This is a genomic window from Mycolicibacterium sp. CBM1 (genome assembly GCF_054073305.1).
The window spans coordinates 373,048-388,710 of the sequence record NZ_JBSXPP010000001.1; the positions used below are offsets into that span (position 1 = coordinate 373,048).

At 68.7% G+C, this 15,663-nt stretch carries 17 protein-coding genes; 7 read left to right on the top strand and 10 right to left on the bottom strand.

From position 1 onward, the window contains the following. The first annotated feature begins 74 nt into the window (after positions 1 to 74). Positions 75 to 995, top strand: coding sequence for an FAD:protein FMN transferase (locus tag ACXDF8_RS01790; protein WP_457221525.1), 921 nt, complete (start codon positions 75 to 77; stop codon positions 993 to 995). Continuing rightward, complete coding sequence (locus ACXDF8_RS01795; RefSeq protein WP_457221526.1) at positions 980 to 1,207, top strand: ferredoxin; 228 nt, start codon at positions 980 to 982, stop codon at positions 1,205 to 1,207. The genes ACXDF8_RS01790 and ACXDF8_RS01795 overlap by 16 nt, the downstream gene beginning before the upstream one ends. A gap of 46 nt (positions 1,208 to 1,253) precedes the next feature. Here ACXDF8_RS01795 and ACXDF8_RS01800 read toward each other — a convergent pair whose 3' ends face one another. From ACXDF8_RS01800 to ACXDF8_RS01830, 7 genes are all read right to left on the bottom strand, one after another. Continuing rightward, the gene (locus tag ACXDF8_RS01800; protein WP_457221527.1) at positions 1,254 to 2,591 is read right to left on the bottom strand and encodes a maltokinase N-terminal cap-like domain-containing protein; all 1,338 of its coding nucleotides are present in this window, start codon (positions 2,589 to 2,591) and stop codon (positions 1,254 to 1,256) included. 138 nt (positions 2,592 to 2,729) lie between these two features. After that, positions 2,730 to 3,704, bottom strand: a complete 975-nt coding sequence (locus ACXDF8_RS01805) for an NADPH:quinone oxidoreductase family protein (protein WP_457221528.1) — start codon at positions 3,702 to 3,704, stop codon at positions 2,730 to 2,732. Positions 3,705 to 3,764: 60 nt separating this feature from the next. Next, on the bottom strand, positions 3,765 to 4,238 hold the full coding sequence (locus tag ACXDF8_RS01810) for a GreA/GreB family elongation factor (protein WP_457221529.1): 474 nt from the start codon (positions 4,236 to 4,238) through the stop codon (positions 3,765 to 3,767). 67 nt (positions 4,239 to 4,305) lie between these two features. Continuing rightward, positions 4,306 to 5,352: an ABC transporter ATP-binding protein gene (locus ACXDF8_RS01815; RefSeq protein WP_457221530.1), complete on the bottom strand. Its 1,047-nt coding sequence runs from the start codon at positions 5,350 to 5,352 to the stop codon at positions 4,306 to 4,308. Further along, the gene (locus ACXDF8_RS01820; protein WP_457221703.1) at positions 5,349 to 6,086 is read right to left on the bottom strand and encodes an ABC transporter permease; all 738 of its coding nucleotides are present in this window, start codon (positions 6,084 to 6,086) and stop codon (positions 5,349 to 5,351) included. The genes ACXDF8_RS01815 and ACXDF8_RS01820 overlap by 4 nt, the downstream gene beginning before the upstream one ends. Positions 6,087 to 6,157: 71 nt before the next feature. Beyond that, the gene (locus ACXDF8_RS01825; protein ID WP_457221704.1) at positions 6,158 to 7,003 is read right to left on the bottom strand and encodes an ABC transporter permease; all 846 of its coding nucleotides are present in this window, start codon (positions 7,001 to 7,003) and stop codon (positions 6,158 to 6,160) included. A gap of 20 nt (positions 7,004 to 7,023) precedes the next feature. Continuing rightward, positions 7,024 to 8,157, bottom strand: coding sequence for an ABC transporter substrate-binding protein (locus tag ACXDF8_RS01830; RefSeq protein ID WP_457221531.1), 1,134 nt, complete (start codon positions 8,155 to 8,157; stop codon positions 7,024 to 7,026). 149 nt (positions 8,158 to 8,306) lie between these two features. Here ACXDF8_RS01830 and ACXDF8_RS01835 point away from each other — a divergent pair, with 149 nt between their 5' ends. Then, positions 8,307 to 9,122, top strand: coding sequence for a HugZ family pyridoxamine 5'-phosphate oxidase (locus ACXDF8_RS01835; RefSeq protein ID WP_457221532.1), 816 nt, complete (start codon positions 8,307 to 8,309; stop codon positions 9,120 to 9,122). Between the two features lie 58 nt (positions 9,123 to 9,180). Here ACXDF8_RS01835 and ACXDF8_RS01840 read toward each other — a convergent pair whose 3' ends face one another. Further along, positions 9,181 to 10,191 (bottom strand): VWA domain-containing protein, encoded by a 1,011-nt coding sequence (locus tag ACXDF8_RS01840; protein ID WP_457221533.1) that lies wholly within the window; start codon positions 10,189 to 10,191, stop codon positions 9,181 to 9,183. Positions 10,192 to 10,388: 197 nt separating this feature from the next. Here ACXDF8_RS01840 and ACXDF8_RS01845 point away from each other — a divergent pair, with 197 nt between their 5' ends. From ACXDF8_RS01845 to ACXDF8_RS01860, 4 genes are all read left to right on the top strand, one after another. After that, on the top strand, positions 10,389 to 11,384 hold the full coding sequence (locus ACXDF8_RS01845; protein WP_457221534.1) for a VWA domain-containing protein: 996 nt from the start codon (positions 10,389 to 10,391) through the stop codon (positions 11,382 to 11,384). Positions 11,385 to 11,460: 76 nt separating this feature from the next. Further along, entirely contained in the window at positions 11,461 to 11,685 is a 225-nt protein-coding gene (locus ACXDF8_RS01850) for a hypothetical protein (RefSeq protein ID WP_457221535.1), read from the top strand. A 100-nt stretch (positions 11,686 to 11,785) separates the two neighbouring features. Next, positions 11,786 to 12,589, top strand: coding sequence for an SGNH/GDSL hydrolase family protein (locus ACXDF8_RS01855; RefSeq protein WP_457221536.1), 804 nt, complete (start codon positions 11,786 to 11,788; stop codon positions 12,587 to 12,589). A gap of 194 nt (positions 12,590 to 12,783) precedes the next feature. Then, on the top strand, positions 12,784 to 14,025 hold the full coding sequence (locus ACXDF8_RS01860; RefSeq protein WP_457221537.1) for an MCE family protein: 1,242 nt from the start codon (positions 12,784 to 12,786) through the stop codon (positions 14,023 to 14,025). A gap of 2 nt (positions 14,026 to 14,027) precedes the next feature. Here the strand turns inward: ACXDF8_RS01860 and ACXDF8_RS01865 are convergent, their stop codons facing one another. Then, entirely contained in the window at positions 14,028 to 14,942 is a 915-nt protein-coding gene (locus ACXDF8_RS01865) for an LLM class F420-dependent oxidoreductase (RefSeq protein WP_457221538.1), read from the bottom strand. Further along, positions 14,932 to 15,654, bottom strand: coding sequence for a TetR/AcrR family transcriptional regulator (locus ACXDF8_RS01870; protein ID WP_457221539.1), 723 nt, complete (start codon positions 15,652 to 15,654; stop codon positions 14,932 to 14,934). Before ACXDF8_RS01870 ends, ACXDF8_RS01865 begins: the two co-directional genes overlap by 11 nt. Between the last annotated feature and the right edge of the window lie 9 nt (positions 15,655 to 15,663).

Below are 15,663 nucleotides of genomic sequence, written 5' to 3' on the forward strand. Positions count from 1 at the left end.
CACGACACCGGCATCTAATGCCCGCAAAAGCGTTTCTTACAGGGTTCAAAGAACGCCGGTGCAGCCTGGTTGCCATGCCGTCGTCCCTGGTCAACCCCGGCCAATCGCAGTGGAGCCGATGGAGCACGGACATGCACCTGCTGGTCACGTCACCCGCGGTGCTGGCGCGGGCCCGGGCTGTGGTCGACGCCGAGTTGGAGCGCATCGAGCGGGCAGCATCCCGGTTTCGGCCGGACACGGAGATCTGTGCGCTCGCCGCCGCCGATGGCGCGCGCACCGCCGTGAGCCCAGTCCTGGCCGATCTGATCGAGGCCGCCGTGGCGGTCGCGAGCCTCACCGAGGGTGACGTGGACCCGACAGTCGGCTCGGCCCTGATCGCACTGGGCTATGACCGTGACATCGCTGACATTGCCGACGTCGCCGTAGGTTTACCGATCGCGGCGTCGCTGACGGTGCCGGCGGACTGGTCGATGATCGAGTTCGACGGCCGCAGTGTCCGGCTGCCCGCCGGGGTGGTGCTCGACCTCGGTGCCACCGCCAAGGCGGTCGCCGCCGACCGGTGTGCGCGACGAGTGCTCGACGAGACGGGCAGCGGGGTGTTGGTCAACCTGGGTGGAGACATCGCCACCGCAGGTCCGCCGCCGCCAGGTGACTGGCCGATCCTGGTCCAAGACACCCCCGACGATCCCGGCGGGCGGGTGACGCTCGGCGCTGATGCCGGCCTGGCGACGTCGAGCACTCGGCGGCGGCGGTGGTGGCACGGCAACGAGCTGGTGCACCACATCCTCGACCCGCGCACCGGCCGCTGCGCCGAACCGGTGTGGCGCAGCGTCAGTGTCGCGGCCGGCAACTGCCTGGCCGCCAACGCGATCAGCACCGCGTGCGTGGTGCGCGGTCACCGCGCCCCGGATTGGGTTGTGGAACTCGATGTTCCGGCCCGGTTCGTCGGTGCGGACGGCACGGTACGCATGGTGGGAGGGTGGCCGGAATCGTGAGCGAATCGCTTCGCCTGCACATCGACTGGACGCGCTGCGACGGGCGTGGGCTGTGCACGGAATTGCTACCCGATGTGTTGATCCGGGACGACTGGGGTTATCCGCTGGCGCGGAAGTCCTCACGCGAGCCGGCGATACCGCCCTCGTCGGCGAAATATGCGAAGGCCGCCGTGAAGCGGTGCCCGCGCATGGCGCTGCGCCTGGTCGAGTAGCCGGCGCGGTCGGCCGGTCCCGAACCACGGGCCCGACCACAGGCAGCTAGCCGGCCAGGCGGGCGATGGAGCGCATCGGGATGTTCAGCCAGCTGGGCCGGAAGCGGGCCTCGTAGGCCGCCTCATAGACGGCCTTGTCCAACTCATAGGCGGCCAGCACAGCGGAGTGGTCACGGGGATCGACCCCGGACTCCGCCGCATAGCCGTCGCAGAACGCCGCGCAGTTGCGGTCTATCCACTGCTCGGCCCGTGCGGCCAGCTGTCGATTCGAGGTCTGGTCCACCAGCTGCTGGTAAGCCGCGTACTCGAACGACCGCAGCATCCCGGCCACGTCGCGCAGCGGTGAATCCGGCTTGCGCCGTTCCTCGATGGGCTGGCCCGGCTCGCCCTCGAAGTCGATCAGCAGCCAGCTCTCCGGTGTGCGCAGCACCTGTCCCAGGTGCAGATCACCGTGCACCCGCTGGACGCTGACCGGTTCGTTGGCCAGCTTGGTGTAGCGCTGCTCGATGGCCGCCCGATAGTCGGCCAGCTCCGGCACCGCCGCGGCGGCGGCGTCCAGCCGCTGGCGCATCACCTCCACCGACAGCATGTTCGTCGACGTCCCCAGTTCCGCCGCCAGGGTGGCGTGCACCGACGCCACCGCCTCCCCGAGTCGATAGGACTCACCGGCGAAACCGCCTCCCCGTTCGTCGCCACCCCATTCGTAGGCCGACGGGTCACCCTCCGCATACAGGTCGCGGGTGCTCGCGGTGGCCATGTCCCAGCCCTCCACGGAATTCGCCGCGAACGCGGTCACCATGCCCAGTGGACAGGGTTGCCCATCAGCTGTCGTCTCGAACGACCCCAAAAGCTTTGCCACATGCGGGTTCTGTGCGCGTCCCAGCACTCGCCCGAGTTCGATGTCGGGATTCACCCCGACAGCGAGCCGGCGAAACAGCTTCATGATCGCCCGGCTCTCGAAGACCACGCTGGTGTTGCTCTGCTCAGCGCTGGACACCCGGGGCGCGGCAGTCAGCGGGAGTTCGACGCCGGGCTCCCGGGTGAACGTCACCCCACCGACAGTGGCGCCCTCGTCGATCAGCGACAGCAGGAACTGCGCGGACGACGGGTCGTACAACCCGTCGTAGGCGGTGCGGTCACCGGCCACGCCGATGGTGGCGACGGTGCCGTACTGCGGTATCGGTGCCGAATCCCATTGGACCAGAACCTGATATCGCTCAGCAGAACCGTCGGTGTAGGAGACGTCGACGAACATGAGGTCGAGTTGCGCGCGCAGCGGCACCACCTGCGCGGTCCGCGCCGACGCCAGGGTCCGGCTGCGGCCCGCGTACCAGCGCTGGGTCGGCAACCACTCGGACCACGGAAGACTCACCGGTGAAATCATTGTCTCTCCTGCGACGGGTTGGAGCAGCCGAGGTCGGATCGGCGGGGCGCTGGTCAATTCCATCCAAGTTCCACTACCCCGCAGCGGCCGAGCCGAATCGTCGGCCGGTTCCACCAACCCTGACTGGCCGGAGAGAGCCTAGTCGCGCACGCGGACGACGACCTTGCCCTTGGCGGTGCGGCTCTCCAGTGCCGCGACCGCTTCGGCCGCCCGCTCGAGCGGGTACACGTCCGGCTGCGGGGGCGCCAGCGCGCCAGAGGTCAGCAGCGCTGCCAGGCCCTCCCACTGCTCGCTCAGTGCCCCCGGATGTGTCATCGTCCACGCGCCCCAGCCGACACCGACAACGTCGATGTTGTTGAGCAGCAACCGATTCACCTTCACTGTGGGGATCTCACCACCGGTGAACCCCACCACCAGCAGGCGGCCGGCCGGGGCGAGTGACCGCAGCGAGTCGGTGAACCGGTCGCCGCCGACCGGGTCCATGACGATGTCGACGCCCGCCCCGCCGGTGAGTTCGGCGACCGCATCCTTGAAACCGTCGGCCAGCACGACATCGGTGGCGCCGGCCGCCTTGGCTACCTCGGCCTTGTCCGCCGAGCTGACGACGGCGATCACCCGGCTCGCGCCGAGCGCGGGAGCGAGCCGCAGCGTCGAGGTGCCGATGCCGCCGGCCGCGCCATGCACCAGAACGGTCTCGCCCTTGGCCAGCCGACCGCGCACGGTCAGCGCGAAGTAGACGGTCAGGTCGTTGAACAGCAGTCCGGCGCCCGCCTCGAAGCTGACGTTGTCCGGCAGCGGGAACACCCGCTCGGGGGTCAGCACGACGGTCTCGGCCATCGCCCCGGTGATCATCGTCAGGCCCGCGACCCGGTCGCCTGCTTTCACCGGCGCGTCGGCGGGCGCCGATCGGACCACGCCGGCGACCTCGGCGCCCAACGTGAACGGCAGCTCCGGCTTGTACTGATAGAGCCCCCGCGTCAGCAGGGCGTCGGGGAACGCCACACCGGCGGCGTGCACGTCGACGACGATGCCGCCGTCATCATCGGGCTCGTCGACCTCGACGAGTCGCACCGACTCCGGACCGCCCAGCTCGGTCACCCTGATCGCGCGCATCGCACCCTCCACACTGACTCGGCCGCGTGGCCAGTGTTACACGCCGTCCTGCGGGCCGATCTAGCCGGGGAAGTCGATGGCGAGCAGATCGACCTGCAACTCGCCGCGCGGCGTCGAGTAGGTCACGGTCTCGCCGGCCTTCCGGCCGACCAGCGCCAGGCCGAGCGGGCTGTCGGAGGTCAGCGTGGTGTCCTCTGCCCCGGGCGGTGTCTCCTCCAGGAAGTGGATCACTCGCATGCGGATCGGCTCGTCACCGGGGAAGCGCAACGTCACCTCGGTGCCGCTGGGGAGCTGCCCGGCCACGTCGGCGTTGCCACCGGCCAACAGCCAGGTCAGCCGGTTGATCTGCTCCTCGACGCCGGCGAGGTCCTCGGAGCGCTGCAGGGCATCGGCGGCGTCACCGCGGTCACCGACGGTGTCCGCGTCGCCCTGGGCGTCGGCGCGCATCTGGTCGCGACGCCGGCGCAACTCGGCGAGCTCCTCATCGATGCGGTTGCGATCCTGCGCGGCGTTCGATCCGGTGTCCTGACCCATGCCCGTCAAACTACCTGCGTCTCGGCCGCGCGCGGTCGAGTTGGGCACACTGCCGTTCGGCGCGGACCTAGGCGGCGGGCACCACCAACGCCGCGGCCTGCTCGACACGCACTGTGACCCGTGCGCCGGGGGACAGCTCGGCGGCCTGGGCGCTGGGCGTCTGCGCCACCACCCGGGTGCCGTCGTCGAGGGTGCAGTGCACCAGCGAGATAGGGCCCAGGAACGACACCGACGCCACCGTCGCGGTTCCCGTCGCATCGACGGTGATCCGCAGCGCCTCCGGACGGACCAGCGCGGCGCCTGACCCGGCCGGGATCGAGCCTGCGGCGACCGCCAGCTCGGTGCCCAGCACATGTGCCCGACCGTCGGTCACCTGGGCAGCCACCTTGTTGTTGAGCCCGACGAACTCTGCGACGAACGGGGTCGCCGGACGGGCGTAGATATCGGCCGGCATCGAGATCTGTTCCAGGCGGCCCTGATTCATCACTCCAACCCGGTCGGCGACCGCCAGCGCCTCCTCCTGGTCGTGGGTGACGAACAACGTCGTCGTCCCGACTTCGAGCTGAATGCGGCGGATTTCGTCGCGAAGCTGGGCGCGCACCTTCGCGTCCAGCGCCGACAGCGGTTCGTCGAGGAGTAGCACCCGGGGCCGGATCGCCAGCGCGCGCGCCAGCGCCACCCGTTGTTGCTGACCGCCGGAAAGCTGGCTGGCGTACTTCTGGGCATGCGCAGAGAGCCCGACGAGATCCAGCATCTCGGTGGCCAGCGCGGTGCGCTCGGGCTTGCTCTTGCCGCGCAGCTTGAGGCCGAACGCGACGTTGTCGAGCACGGTCAGGTGCGGGAACAGGCTGTAGGCCTGGAAGACCATGCCCATGTCACGCTTGTTGGGCGCGACGGCGGTGATGTCACGCCCGTCCACCGCGACCCCGCCCGACGTCGGATCGTCCAGGCCCGCAAGAATGCGCAGCGCGGTGGTCTTGCCACACCCTGACGGCCCGAGCAGCGCCACCATCTCACCGGGCTCCATCCGCAACGTCAACCCGTCGAGGGCACGCACCGATCCGTAAACCTTTGTCACGTCGGTGAACTCGACAGCCACTCCGCTAGTGGTCATGGCAGTCCCTTTCCAGTGCTCACCGGCGCCGTCGCCGCAATCACCACGGCCTGCCTGCGCCGGCGGGTCGCCAGCGACAGGATCAGCAGCAGAGCGAAGCCGAACACCAGCGTGGCCAACGATGCGGCCACCGAGGTAGGCCCGTCGCTCTTGCCGATCGCGACGATCACCACCTGAAGGTTCTGGTATCCGCTCAACGAGGCGATGGTGTACTCGCCCAGCACCACCGCCGTCGAGATGAACGCCGCCGACAGCACACCCGACCAGATGTTGGGTACCACCACCCGCAGGATCGTCGTCGTCCACCCGGCCCCGAGTGAGCGGGCGGCCTCGGCAAGGGTTTTCAGGTCGATCGAGGACAGCGCGCCGTCGATGGAGCGGTAGGCGAACGGCAGCACCAACACGACGTAGACGAACGTCAGGGTCAACGCCGACTCGCCCAGCAGGTACACCACCCACAGGTAGACGTTGCGCAATCCGACGACGATCACCAGCGCCGGGATGGTCAGCGGCAGCAGACACAGGAACTCGACGGCACGCCTGCCCCACGGGGCGCGCAACCGAACCCAGATCATCGTCGGCACCAGGATGGCCAGCATGAGCACCACGGTGAAGACAGCCAGCAGCAGCGAAACGATGATGGCCCGGTACAGCATCTCGTTGTCGACCAGGTTCTTCCACGCCGCCATGGTGCGGCCGCCGCTGATCAGGTTGCGGGTGCTGAAGTCGGCCATGGCGTAGAGCGGGAACAGGAAGAACACCCCGAACAGGGTCAGCAGCAGTGCCCGGCCGATCCGCCCGCCGGTCACTGCAACCACCTCGAGGTCCGTCGCACCAACACGTTGTAGGCGATCATCACCACGCCGACCACGACCACCATCTCCAGCGCCAGCGCGTAGGCGAAGCCCGACTGGCCGAGCACCACCTCCGAGGTGAGCGCGGTCCGAATGAGCAGCGGCACAATGGGACTACCCTGGCTGACCAGTGCCGCCGCGGTGGCGTAGGCGGCGAAAGCGTTGGCGAACAGCAGCAGCGCCGATCCGAGGAACGCCGGTGTCAGCAACGGGAAGCCCACCTCGCGCCAGTAGGCCCAGCGCGATGCCCCCAGGCTGACCGCGGCTTCCCGCCATTCGGCGCGCAGCCCCTCCAGCGCCGGGGTGAAAACGATGACCATCAGCGGGATCTGGAAGTAGGTGTACACCAGGATCAGTCCGCGCAGCGAGTAGAGCCAGCCGTCTCCGGCCAGGTTGAAGCCGAAGCGGTCGAACACCCACACCGTCAGCACACCGTTGAGGCCGATAGTCGCCAAGAAACCGAATGCCAGAGCCACACCACCGAATTGGGCCAGCACGCTGCACAGCGAGAGCACCACCCGGCGCAGGGCCGAGGCGGGCGGACTGCTGACCACCAGCCAGGCGAGCACCGCACCGAATACCGCGCCGATCGCGGCGGTACTAGCCGAGAGCAGCACGCTCTTGCCCAGCGCGGACAACGCGGTAGGCGAGAACAACAGACCGATGCGCTGCAGCGAGAACACGCCGTCGAGGTAGAACGCGGCCACGATCACCGTGACGGTCGGGACGATCAGGAAGATCGTGACGAACGCTGCGAACGGCAACAAGGGCAGGGCTTCTCGCACACGCCGGCCCACCGCGCCCGCTGCCACGGCGGTCAGCCGATCGCCTTGGCCCAGTTGTCGGCCAGATACTTGGTGGCGGCGTCGGTCTGCGCCTGGGTCAGGATCACCGGGGTTCCGCTGACGGGCGGCAGCTTGTCGTAGGCCGCGGTGTCGATGGTGCCGGCCTTGACCATCGCGTCGGCCCGCACCGGACGGGCACCGCCGGCCAGGAAGAGGTTCTGACCTTCATCGCTGTAGAGGAATTCCTGCCACAACCGGGCTGCCGCCGGATGCGGTGCGTCTTTGTTGATGGCTTGGAAGTAGTACCCGCCCAGCACCGCGTTCTGGGGCACAAAGACCTTCCAGCTCGGCAGCTTCTTGGTCTCGACAGCATTGAGGTAGTCCCAGTCGATAACCACGGGTGTCTGGCCGGACTCGATGGTCGCCGGGGTGGGATCCAGCGGCAGGAAGTTGCCCGCCTGCTTCAATTTGGCGAAGAAGGCGACACCCGGGGCGACGTCGTCGGCCGAGCCGCCGTGGGACAGGGCCACCATGGCCACCCCCGAGAACGCCGCACCGGCCTGGGTGGGATCACCGTTGAGTGCGACCTTGCCCTTGTACTCCGGCTTCAGCAGGTCGTCGACGGACCGCAGGTCGGGAACCTTCGCCGAGTCGTATCCGATCGACATGTAACCGCCGTAGTCGTTGACCCAGGTGCCCTTCGGGTCCTTCATCGTCGCCGGGATGCTGTCGAAGGTCGCCACTCGGTAGGGGGCGAACAACGCGGTGTTGGCCAATGCCACCGACTGCCCGAGGTCGAAGACGTCCGGGGCGGTGCTGCGCCCCTTCTGCTGGTTGGCGGCGTTGATCTCGTCCTGGCTGGCGGCGTCGGGCTGAGCGGAGTTCACCTTGATGCCGTACTTGTCGCCGAAAGCTTTGATGATGGCGGCATAGTTGGCCCAGTCCGGCGGCAGTGCAATGACGTTGAGCTCGCCCTCCTTCTTGGCGGCCGCGACCAGCGCGTCCATCCCGCCGAAGTCGGCCGCCGACGCCGCCTGGGCAGCGGCCACCCCCGAGTTGGTCTGCTCGTCACCGCTTTTCTTCTCCGGCGGTGCGCACCCCACGGCGGCAAGCACGACGGTGGTGGCGGTGGCCGCCAGGACAGCGAACAGACGTGCGTTCCTCATGACAGAACCTTCTTGTGCGCAGGAGGCGAGTCGGTGTCGCCGCGACGGCGACACAGTGTCGCGAAGGTGAACGGGATCGTCCCAGCGTCGCACGGCTGGGGCGCCGAGTCCGGATTTCGGTGCATCGCGGTCCGCGGTAGGGTGCGGACGTGGCGTCCCGCGATCACGGCGACCCGGGCGATGCCCCGTCGGTGCCGCCCCCGCTGACCGAAATCAGCGACACCACCCGGCCGTCGGCCGCCGAAGAGGCGCGCACAATCGCCGCCTCGACCAATACCGCGACCTTGGCGACGCTGACCGCCGACGGTGACCCGTGGGCCTCGTTCGTCACCTACGGACTGCTCGGCGGGGCGCCGGTGTTGTGCGTCTCCAACATGGCCGAGCACGGCCGCAACCTGGCCGGCGATCCGCGCGCCAGCCTTGCCGTGGTCGCGCCGGGCACCGAGGCCGACCCGCTGGCCAGCGGCCGGATCACGCTGGCTGGCGTCGCCGAGCGCCCCGGCAGAGAAGAACTTGCCGCGGCCCGCGCCGCCCACCTCGCCGCCGTCGACGCGGCGAAGTACTACATCGACTACTCCGACTTCACGGTGTGGGTGCTGCGGGTGGACCGGGTTCGCTGGGTGGGTGGCTACGGCCGGATGGATTCCGCGACGGGCACCGCCTACGCGACGGCAATGCCGGATCCGGTGCGCCCGCACGCTGCCGGCGCCGTGGCCCACCTCAACGCCGACCACCCCTCGTCGCTGGTCGAGATGGCCCGAGCGCTGGGCGGCTACCCCGACACCACCGCGGCGGCGTGCACGGGTGTCGACCGCTACGGGATGGATCTGCGCGTCGACACCCCGCGCGGGGTTGCCTACACCCGCGTCGGCTTCCGCAGCCCACTGTCATCGGCTGACGAATTACGTTCGGCTGCAGTCGAACTGGTCGAACGCTCGCGGCAAGCTCGCACCAGCCAGCACTAGCCCGGGACTAACCGCCGAGCCCTAGCTATGCCCACCGGTGGGGCGCGCTACGCATGCCTCACATGGGCAGCCGTCGATTGACGGCCAGCGCCAGGAAGACCGCCACGGTGGCCACGATGACCGCCAGCCGCAGCCAGCCACCCGTGGCCGGCGCACTGATCGTCTGGTAGCCCACCTGTTGTAGGACCGATCCGTAGCTGCGGTCCAGATCGTCGACGGTGGTTGCGGTGAAGCTCTGTCCCCCGGACAGGTCGGCGATCCGCTTCATCTGGGCATCATCCGACGGCACGGGGACGATCTCGTCCTTGAGCGTCACCGCACCGGCGCGGGTGCCAAAGGTGATGGTTGAGATCGGCACGCCCTGTTCCTTGGCGGCGCGGGCCGCGGTGAAGGCCCCGCGGGGATTGTCCGGATTCGCCGGCCGGTTCTCGCCACCGTCGGAGAGCAGCACGATGCGCGCCGGTGGCGCGGTGGCGTCGCCGGCGCTCAGTACCGCGCTGACGGTTTGGATCGACTCCAGCGCGGTCAGGACGGCTTCGCCGGTCGCGGTGGCATTGTCCAGTTGGAGCTTGTCCAACGCGTCCACGGTGGCGCCGTGGTCGGGTGTCGGCGACACCAGCAGGTTCACGTTGCCCGCGAAGGACACCAGTCCCAGGTTGACCCCGGGGGTCAACTGCTGCGCGAACCGTTTGGCGGCGTCCTGCGCGGCGCGCAGCCGGGTGGGCGGTTCGTCCTTGGCCGCCATCGATTGCGACACGTCGATGACGAGCATCACGACGGCGCGATTGCGGGGGATGCGGGCCTGATGGGTGGGGCCGGCCAACGCGACGGCGAGCAGCGCAAGCGCGACGGCGGTCAACGCGATCGGCACGTGCCGCAGCGGATGCGCTCGCCCGGACGAGACCCGGGACAGCGCCGCCGCGCTGCTGAAGCGCCGCAACCGGCGCACGCGCTGGATCTGAACCACCCCATAGAGCACCAGGAGCGCGACGGGCACACCGATCAGCGCCAGCGCCCAGGGATGGGCAAGACCGACCACTGACAGGGCACCGACGCCGGGCAGCGTCATCGGTGCGGACCCACCGGGCGTCGCCGAAGCGTCGATGTGGTCACGTCAGACCCACTCCTGTCGTTGCTCGCAGCGTTCTCCACGCAAACGCGGTTACCGTGTCCTTTGTACCGGTGTTGGTTGAGAGAGGCGGTCAGGATGCACCACAGTGCGGCAGCGGCCGTCGCCCGTTGCTCCCGAAACCCTCGGGACGCCCTGTGAATTCGCTGTCATTGTCCGGTTTCACCGCGCCATGGTTGTTCTTGTACCTCGCCGTCGTCGCAGTGGCCGTGGCCGTCTACGTCCTCCTGCAGCGAACCCGTTCACGGCGGGTGTTGCGGTTTGCCAACACCGCGTTGCTGGAACAGGTTGCGGCCGGCCGCAAGCCACGCCGCTGGCGGCACCTGCCGGCCGCGCTGCTAGTGGCGGCACTGGCATTCCTGACCACAGCGATGGCCGGCCCCACTCACGATGTGCGGATTCCGCGCAACCGGGCAGTGGTCATGTTGGTGATCGACGTCTCCGAGTCGATGGCGGCCACCGACGTCGCCCCGAGCCGCATCCAGGCCGCGCGGGCGGCCGGCCGGCATTTCGCCGACATGCTCACTTCCGGCATCAACCTCGGTTTGGTCAAGTTCTCCTCCGGGGCGACACTCCTGGTCGCCCCGACGGCCGACCACGAGCAGGTCAAGCAGGCCATCGACAAGCTGGTCCCGGAGCCGCGGACCGCGACCGGCGAGGGAATCTTCACGGCGCTGCAGGCGATCGCGACGACGGGTGCGGTGATGGGCGGTGGTGACGGACCCCCACCGGCACGGATCGTGCTCGAATCCGATGGCAAGGAGACGGTGCCTCCCGACCTCGATGCGCCGCGAGGGGCGTTCACCGCCGCACGGGCGGCCAAAGAGCAGGGGGTGCCGATAGCGACGATCTCGTTCGGCACCAAGGACGGTGTGGTCCCGGTCGACGGCGAGCCGATCCCGGTGCCCACCGACGACGAGTCGCTGGCCCAGATCGCCGAACTCAGTGGCGGACAAGCGTTCCGCGCCGGCAGCCTCGACGAATTGAACAAGGTGTACTCGACGCTGGATCAACAGATCGGCTACCAGGTGGTGCGCGGGGATGCCAGCGCAGGCTGGATCGCCCTCGGGGCGTTGGCGTTGGCGCTGTCCGTCGGGGCGGGCATCGTGCTGAATCGCCGGTTGCCCGGCTGAGCGTGCGCCTGCCCGGACCGATCGGCAGTAGTGTCGGGGGCGGGCGCTACACCGATGCAATGAGGAGCTACCACTGATGTCCGAGACTGACGAGCGCCAGGCACTGTCGCAGGCCGGCGAGGAGCGGGGCTGGCAGCGGCGCGAACTCGGCAGCGCCGACGTTTACACCCGCGACCGCTACCGCATCCGGGTGATCTGGCAGGGCAGGCGCGCCATCAGCGGCGCCTCCTACTTCAGCGACGAGATATACGAGACCTACACCCGCGACCTGGCCAAGGTGCGGGCCTGGCTGGCCAAGTAGCCCCGGGGCGAGCTGGCGGCCCGACTTCATCGTTTGTACACGCCGCCTTCCCCATGGCGTGCCACTCGTACTGCGCTGTGCGGCATTACAGTCGGAGTTCATGTCGGATATCGGCTTCTCCCGCTATGTCGCGATCGGCGACAGCCAAACCGAAGGCCTGTGGGACGGCGACGACACCGTCGGGGTGATCGGATTCGCCGACCGACTAGCGGCCAGTCTGGACTCGCTGTATCCCGGCCTGTTGTACGCCAATCTGGCCATCCGGGGTAAGCGGGTCGTCGACGTACTCGAGGTTCAACTGCCCGCGGCGCTGGCCATGGAACCCGACCTGATCACGGTGTGCATCGGGATGAACGACGTGACACGGCCGGGCCGGGCGTTCCGGAACGCACTCGGCGACCTCGACGAGGTCTACCGGCGGCTCGCCGATTCCGGGGCGACCGTCGTGACCACGCTGTTTCCCGACATCGCCACGATGCTGCCGGTGGGCCGGCTGATCGGCTCGCGGATCGAGCAGGTCAACGCCGTCACCGAGACCGCGGCCCGCCGGCACGGCTTCGGGCTGGTCGACCTCTACACCGCACCGTCGATGAGCGAGGCGCCGACCTGGAGCCACGACCGCATGCACGCCTCCACCAAGGGCCACATCCTCTTCGCCGAGGCCGCCGCCGAAGCGCTCAAACTTCCTGGCAGCAACCATGACTGGGCGCTGCCGAGCGCCGAGTTGGCCCAGCCGAGGTCCTGGGAGCGCACCTATGCGCTGGCCCAGTGGACCCGCGGTCTGCTGATCCCGTGGGTGTGGCGGCACATGCGCGGACGGTCCTCTGGCGACGGCAGGGAACCGAAGTATTCGCGGCTCCAACCGGTCTCCGAGCGCGTTCGCGAGGCCGCCAACCCCGGCTGACCGATCCGGCGACGTGGGCTCAGTGATCCAGATCGCGTCTGGATTCGAGTCCCAGGCTACTCACGCGCACCGATTGGTCTGAAAAGCCCGACGCCCTCGGCCTGCATGCGATAGTGGCAGGAGTAACGACCAGCGTTCGATAGCGGGATTGCTCTAGGTGGAGGGACCCCCCGTGCCGTGCAGGTGTGTGCCTGATGAGTAACCCAAAGGGCGCTGCCCCCGGGTGGCTTCGGGCCAGGTCCCGGCATTGGCAGTACTCGCCGCCACTCAAGACCGCGTTCGCGATCACGGCGATCCTGCTCACTATCCTGGTGGTGCTGGTCTACATGCAGTTTCGCGGCGAATTCACCCCGAAGACGCGGCTGACCCTGATCTCGCAGCGGTCCGGCCTGGTGATGGATCCGGGTTCGAAAGTCACCTACAACGGGGTGCAGATCGGCCGGGTCACCGGTGTCGACACCGTCGAACGCGACGGGACCACCAAGGCGAAGCTGTCGCTGGACGTCAACCCCAAGTACGTCGCACTGATCCCCGCCAACGCCATCGCCGAGGTCAAAGCCAGCACCGTGTTCGGCAACAAGTACGTGTCGTTCCGCAGCCCGCCCGACCCGACCAAGAAGCGCATCTCCAGCGCCGACGTCATCGACGTGTCACACGTGACGACCGAGTTCAACACGTTGTTCGAGACGCTGACCTCGATCTCGGAGAAGGTCGATCCCGTCAAGCTCAACCTCACGCTGTCCGCTGCCGCGCAGGCACTCGACGGACTGGGCACCAAGTTCGGCCAGTCGGTGGTCAACGCCAACGCCGTCCTCGACGACGTCAATCCGCAGATGCCCCAGATCCGCAGCAACATCCAGCAGCTGTCCAACCTCGCTGACGTCTACATCAAGGCCAGCCCCGACTTCTGGGCCGCCCTCGATCACGCGCTGACCACTGCGCGCACGCTCAACGAGCAGCAGAAGGATCTCGACGCCGCACTGCTAGCCTCGACCGGGTTCGGCAACACCGGGGCCGACGTCCTCGAGCGCGGCAGCGCCTACTTCATCCGCGGCCAGGCCGACCTGCTGCCCACCAGCCGGCTGCTAGACACCTACAGCCCCGAATTCCTCTGCACGATCCGCAACTACGCGACGTCCAATGCCAAGGACAGCGCCGGCGGCAACGGCTACTCGATCGACTTCCACATCGGCCTGACCGGTGCGCCCAATCCGTACGTGTACCCCGACAACCTGCCACGGGTCAACGCCAAGGGCGGCCCGGGCGGCGCGCCCGGCTGCTGGCAGCCGATCACCCACGATTTCTGGCCAGCGCCCTACCTGGTGGCCGACTACGGCGCCTCGCTGGCCCCGTACAACCACTTCGAACTGGGCCAGCCGATCCTCACCGAGTACGTGTGGGGCCGTCAGGTCGGCGAGAACACCATCAACCCGTAAAGCTAGGCTCCGCCGAGCTCCAGCGCCGCGGCCAGTTCGCGCAGCGACGGACGCGGGTCCCACGTCGGGCTGCCGTCACCGAGGACCTGGACCACCACGTGGTCGGCCCCCGCGTCGAGGTGGGCGGTCACCGAGGCGGCGGCCATATCCAGCGAGCCCAGCCCGACGATGCGCCGCGCGAGCCGGTCCGAGCCGCCCCGGACCAGATCCGACTCGTCGAAACCCTGGCGCAGCCAGGAGTTCCGGTAGTTCGGCAGGCCCGAATAGATCTCCAGGTGCAGGTGCGCCCGGCGCAGTTGCTCGTCGTCGTCCTCGCCGATGACGACGGCCTGCTCGGAGACCACCCACTTGTCTTGTCCCAGAATCTGTCTCGTGACCGCGGTCTGCTCGGGCAGCACCAGGTAGGGGTGTGCGCCGTCGGCCAACGTGCCGGACAGCTCGATCATCTTCGGACCGAGCGCGGCGAGCAGGCGGGTCGGCCGCCCCGAACCCGGCTCGATAAAGTCCGGCAGTCCGGCCATCCGCTCCAGATACCCGCGCATGGTGGCCAGCGGCTTGTCGTAGGACAGCCCGAACATGTTGGCCACCAACGGGCCGTGGCTCACGCCCAGGCCCAGCACGAAGCGGCCGGGGTGCAGCGCGGTCAGGGTGCGGCCCGCCCCCTCGGCCACCATCGGAAGCCGCGCGTGGATGTTGGCGATGCCGGTGCCGACCACCAGCCGGTCGGTGGCGTCGAGGAACGCCGCCGATTCGACCAGGCAGTCCTTGAGCCCGACCTCCGGGATGAACAGGGAGCCGTAGCCAAGCGACTCGATCTCGCGGGCCACCTCCTGCGCGGCGGGCATGGCCCAGGTATCACTGGCCCACCACACCCCGACACGGGACGGGAAGTCGATGCGAGCACGGTCATTGGTCACGGGCTGCTCCTGGCGTTTCTGGGTCTGCGTCGTCGGCGGGAATCCGCACTGTGTCACCTGTCAGCATGGCGATCGAGCTTCGGAGCTCTTGCGCGGGGGTCGGTGGCGGCAGTGGCTGGCTCGGCCCGACCCGCACGGAGTCGACCATCAGCGCGGCGAAGCGTCGCCACGCCCCGGGTGCGTGTTCGCGGGTTGCCTCGAGCACCCCGGCGTTGGCCAGCAGCATCACCACCACATCACCGACCCCGATGTCGGGACGCAGCGCACCGTCCCGCTGCGCGCGCGCGATTACCTCGCCGACCTTGTCGACGGTCTCGGCCACCTGTTGTTCGATTACCGAGCTGGGCGGGAAGGCGGTGGTGAGCAGCGCGCGCAGCCCGGGGTCGGAGGCCTGCAGGGCGCACAGGTCGAAGATCAGTTCGCGGAAGCCGTCCCAGGGCTGTGGGTTGTTGAGGGCCTTCTCCACCACACCGACGTAGGACGCCATATTGCGCTCGAATGCCGCGGTAGCGAGGTCGGTGCGGGTCGGAAAGCGCCGGTAGAGGGTCGCCACTCCGACACCGGCACTGCGGGCAACCTCTTCGAGGGGTACGGACAGCCCCTGCTCAGCAAACAGCCGGGCGGCGGCGGTCACGATCCGCTCCCGGTTGCGTTCGGCATCCGACCGCAGTGGTCTGGGTCGCTCCGCACCCCGTTCTGCGCCAGGAATCACCACGTCAGG

Coding starts and splice junctions, on each gene's coding strand:
- ACXDF8_RS01815 (WP_457221530.1), bottom strand. CDS start 5,352: ATGACCACTAGCGGAGTGGCTGTCGAGTTCACCGACGTGACAAAGGTT.
- ACXDF8_RS01805 (WP_457221528.1), bottom strand. CDS start 3,704: ATGCGCGCGATCAGGGTGACCGAGCTGGGCGGTCCGGAGTCGGTGCGA.
- ACXDF8_RS01840 (WP_457221533.1), bottom strand. CDS start 10,191: ATGACGCTGCCCGGCGTCGGTGCCCTGTCAGTGGTCGGTCTTGCCCAT.
- ACXDF8_RS01830 (WP_457221531.1), bottom strand. CDS start 8,157: ATGAGGAACGCACGTCTGTTCGCTGTCCTGGCGGCCACCGCCACCACC.
- ACXDF8_RS01810 (WP_457221529.1), bottom strand. CDS start 4,238: ATGGGTCAGGACACCGGATCGAACGCCGCGCAGGATCGCAACCGCATC.
- ACXDF8_RS01855 (WP_457221536.1), top strand. CDS start 11,786: ATGTCGGATATCGGCTTCTCCCGCTATGTCGCGATCGGCGACAGCCAA.
- ACXDF8_RS01800 (WP_457221527.1), bottom strand. CDS start 2,591: ATGATTTCACCGGTGAGTCTTCCGTGGTCCGAGTGGTTGCCGACCCAG.
- ACXDF8_RS01790 (WP_457221525.1), top strand. CDS start 75: ATGCCGTCGTCCCTGGTCAACCCCGGCCAATCGCAGTGGAGCCGATGG.
- ACXDF8_RS01820 (WP_457221703.1), bottom strand. CDS start 6,086: ATGGCCGACTTCAGCACCCGCAACCTGATCAGCGGCGGCCGCACCATG.
- ACXDF8_RS01860 (WP_457221537.1), top strand. CDS start 12,784: ATGAGTAACCCAAAGGGCGCTGCCCCCGGGTGGCTTCGGGCCAGGTCC.
- ACXDF8_RS01850 (WP_457221535.1), top strand. CDS start 11,461: ATGTCCGAGACTGACGAGCGCCAGGCACTGTCGCAGGCCGGCGAGGAG.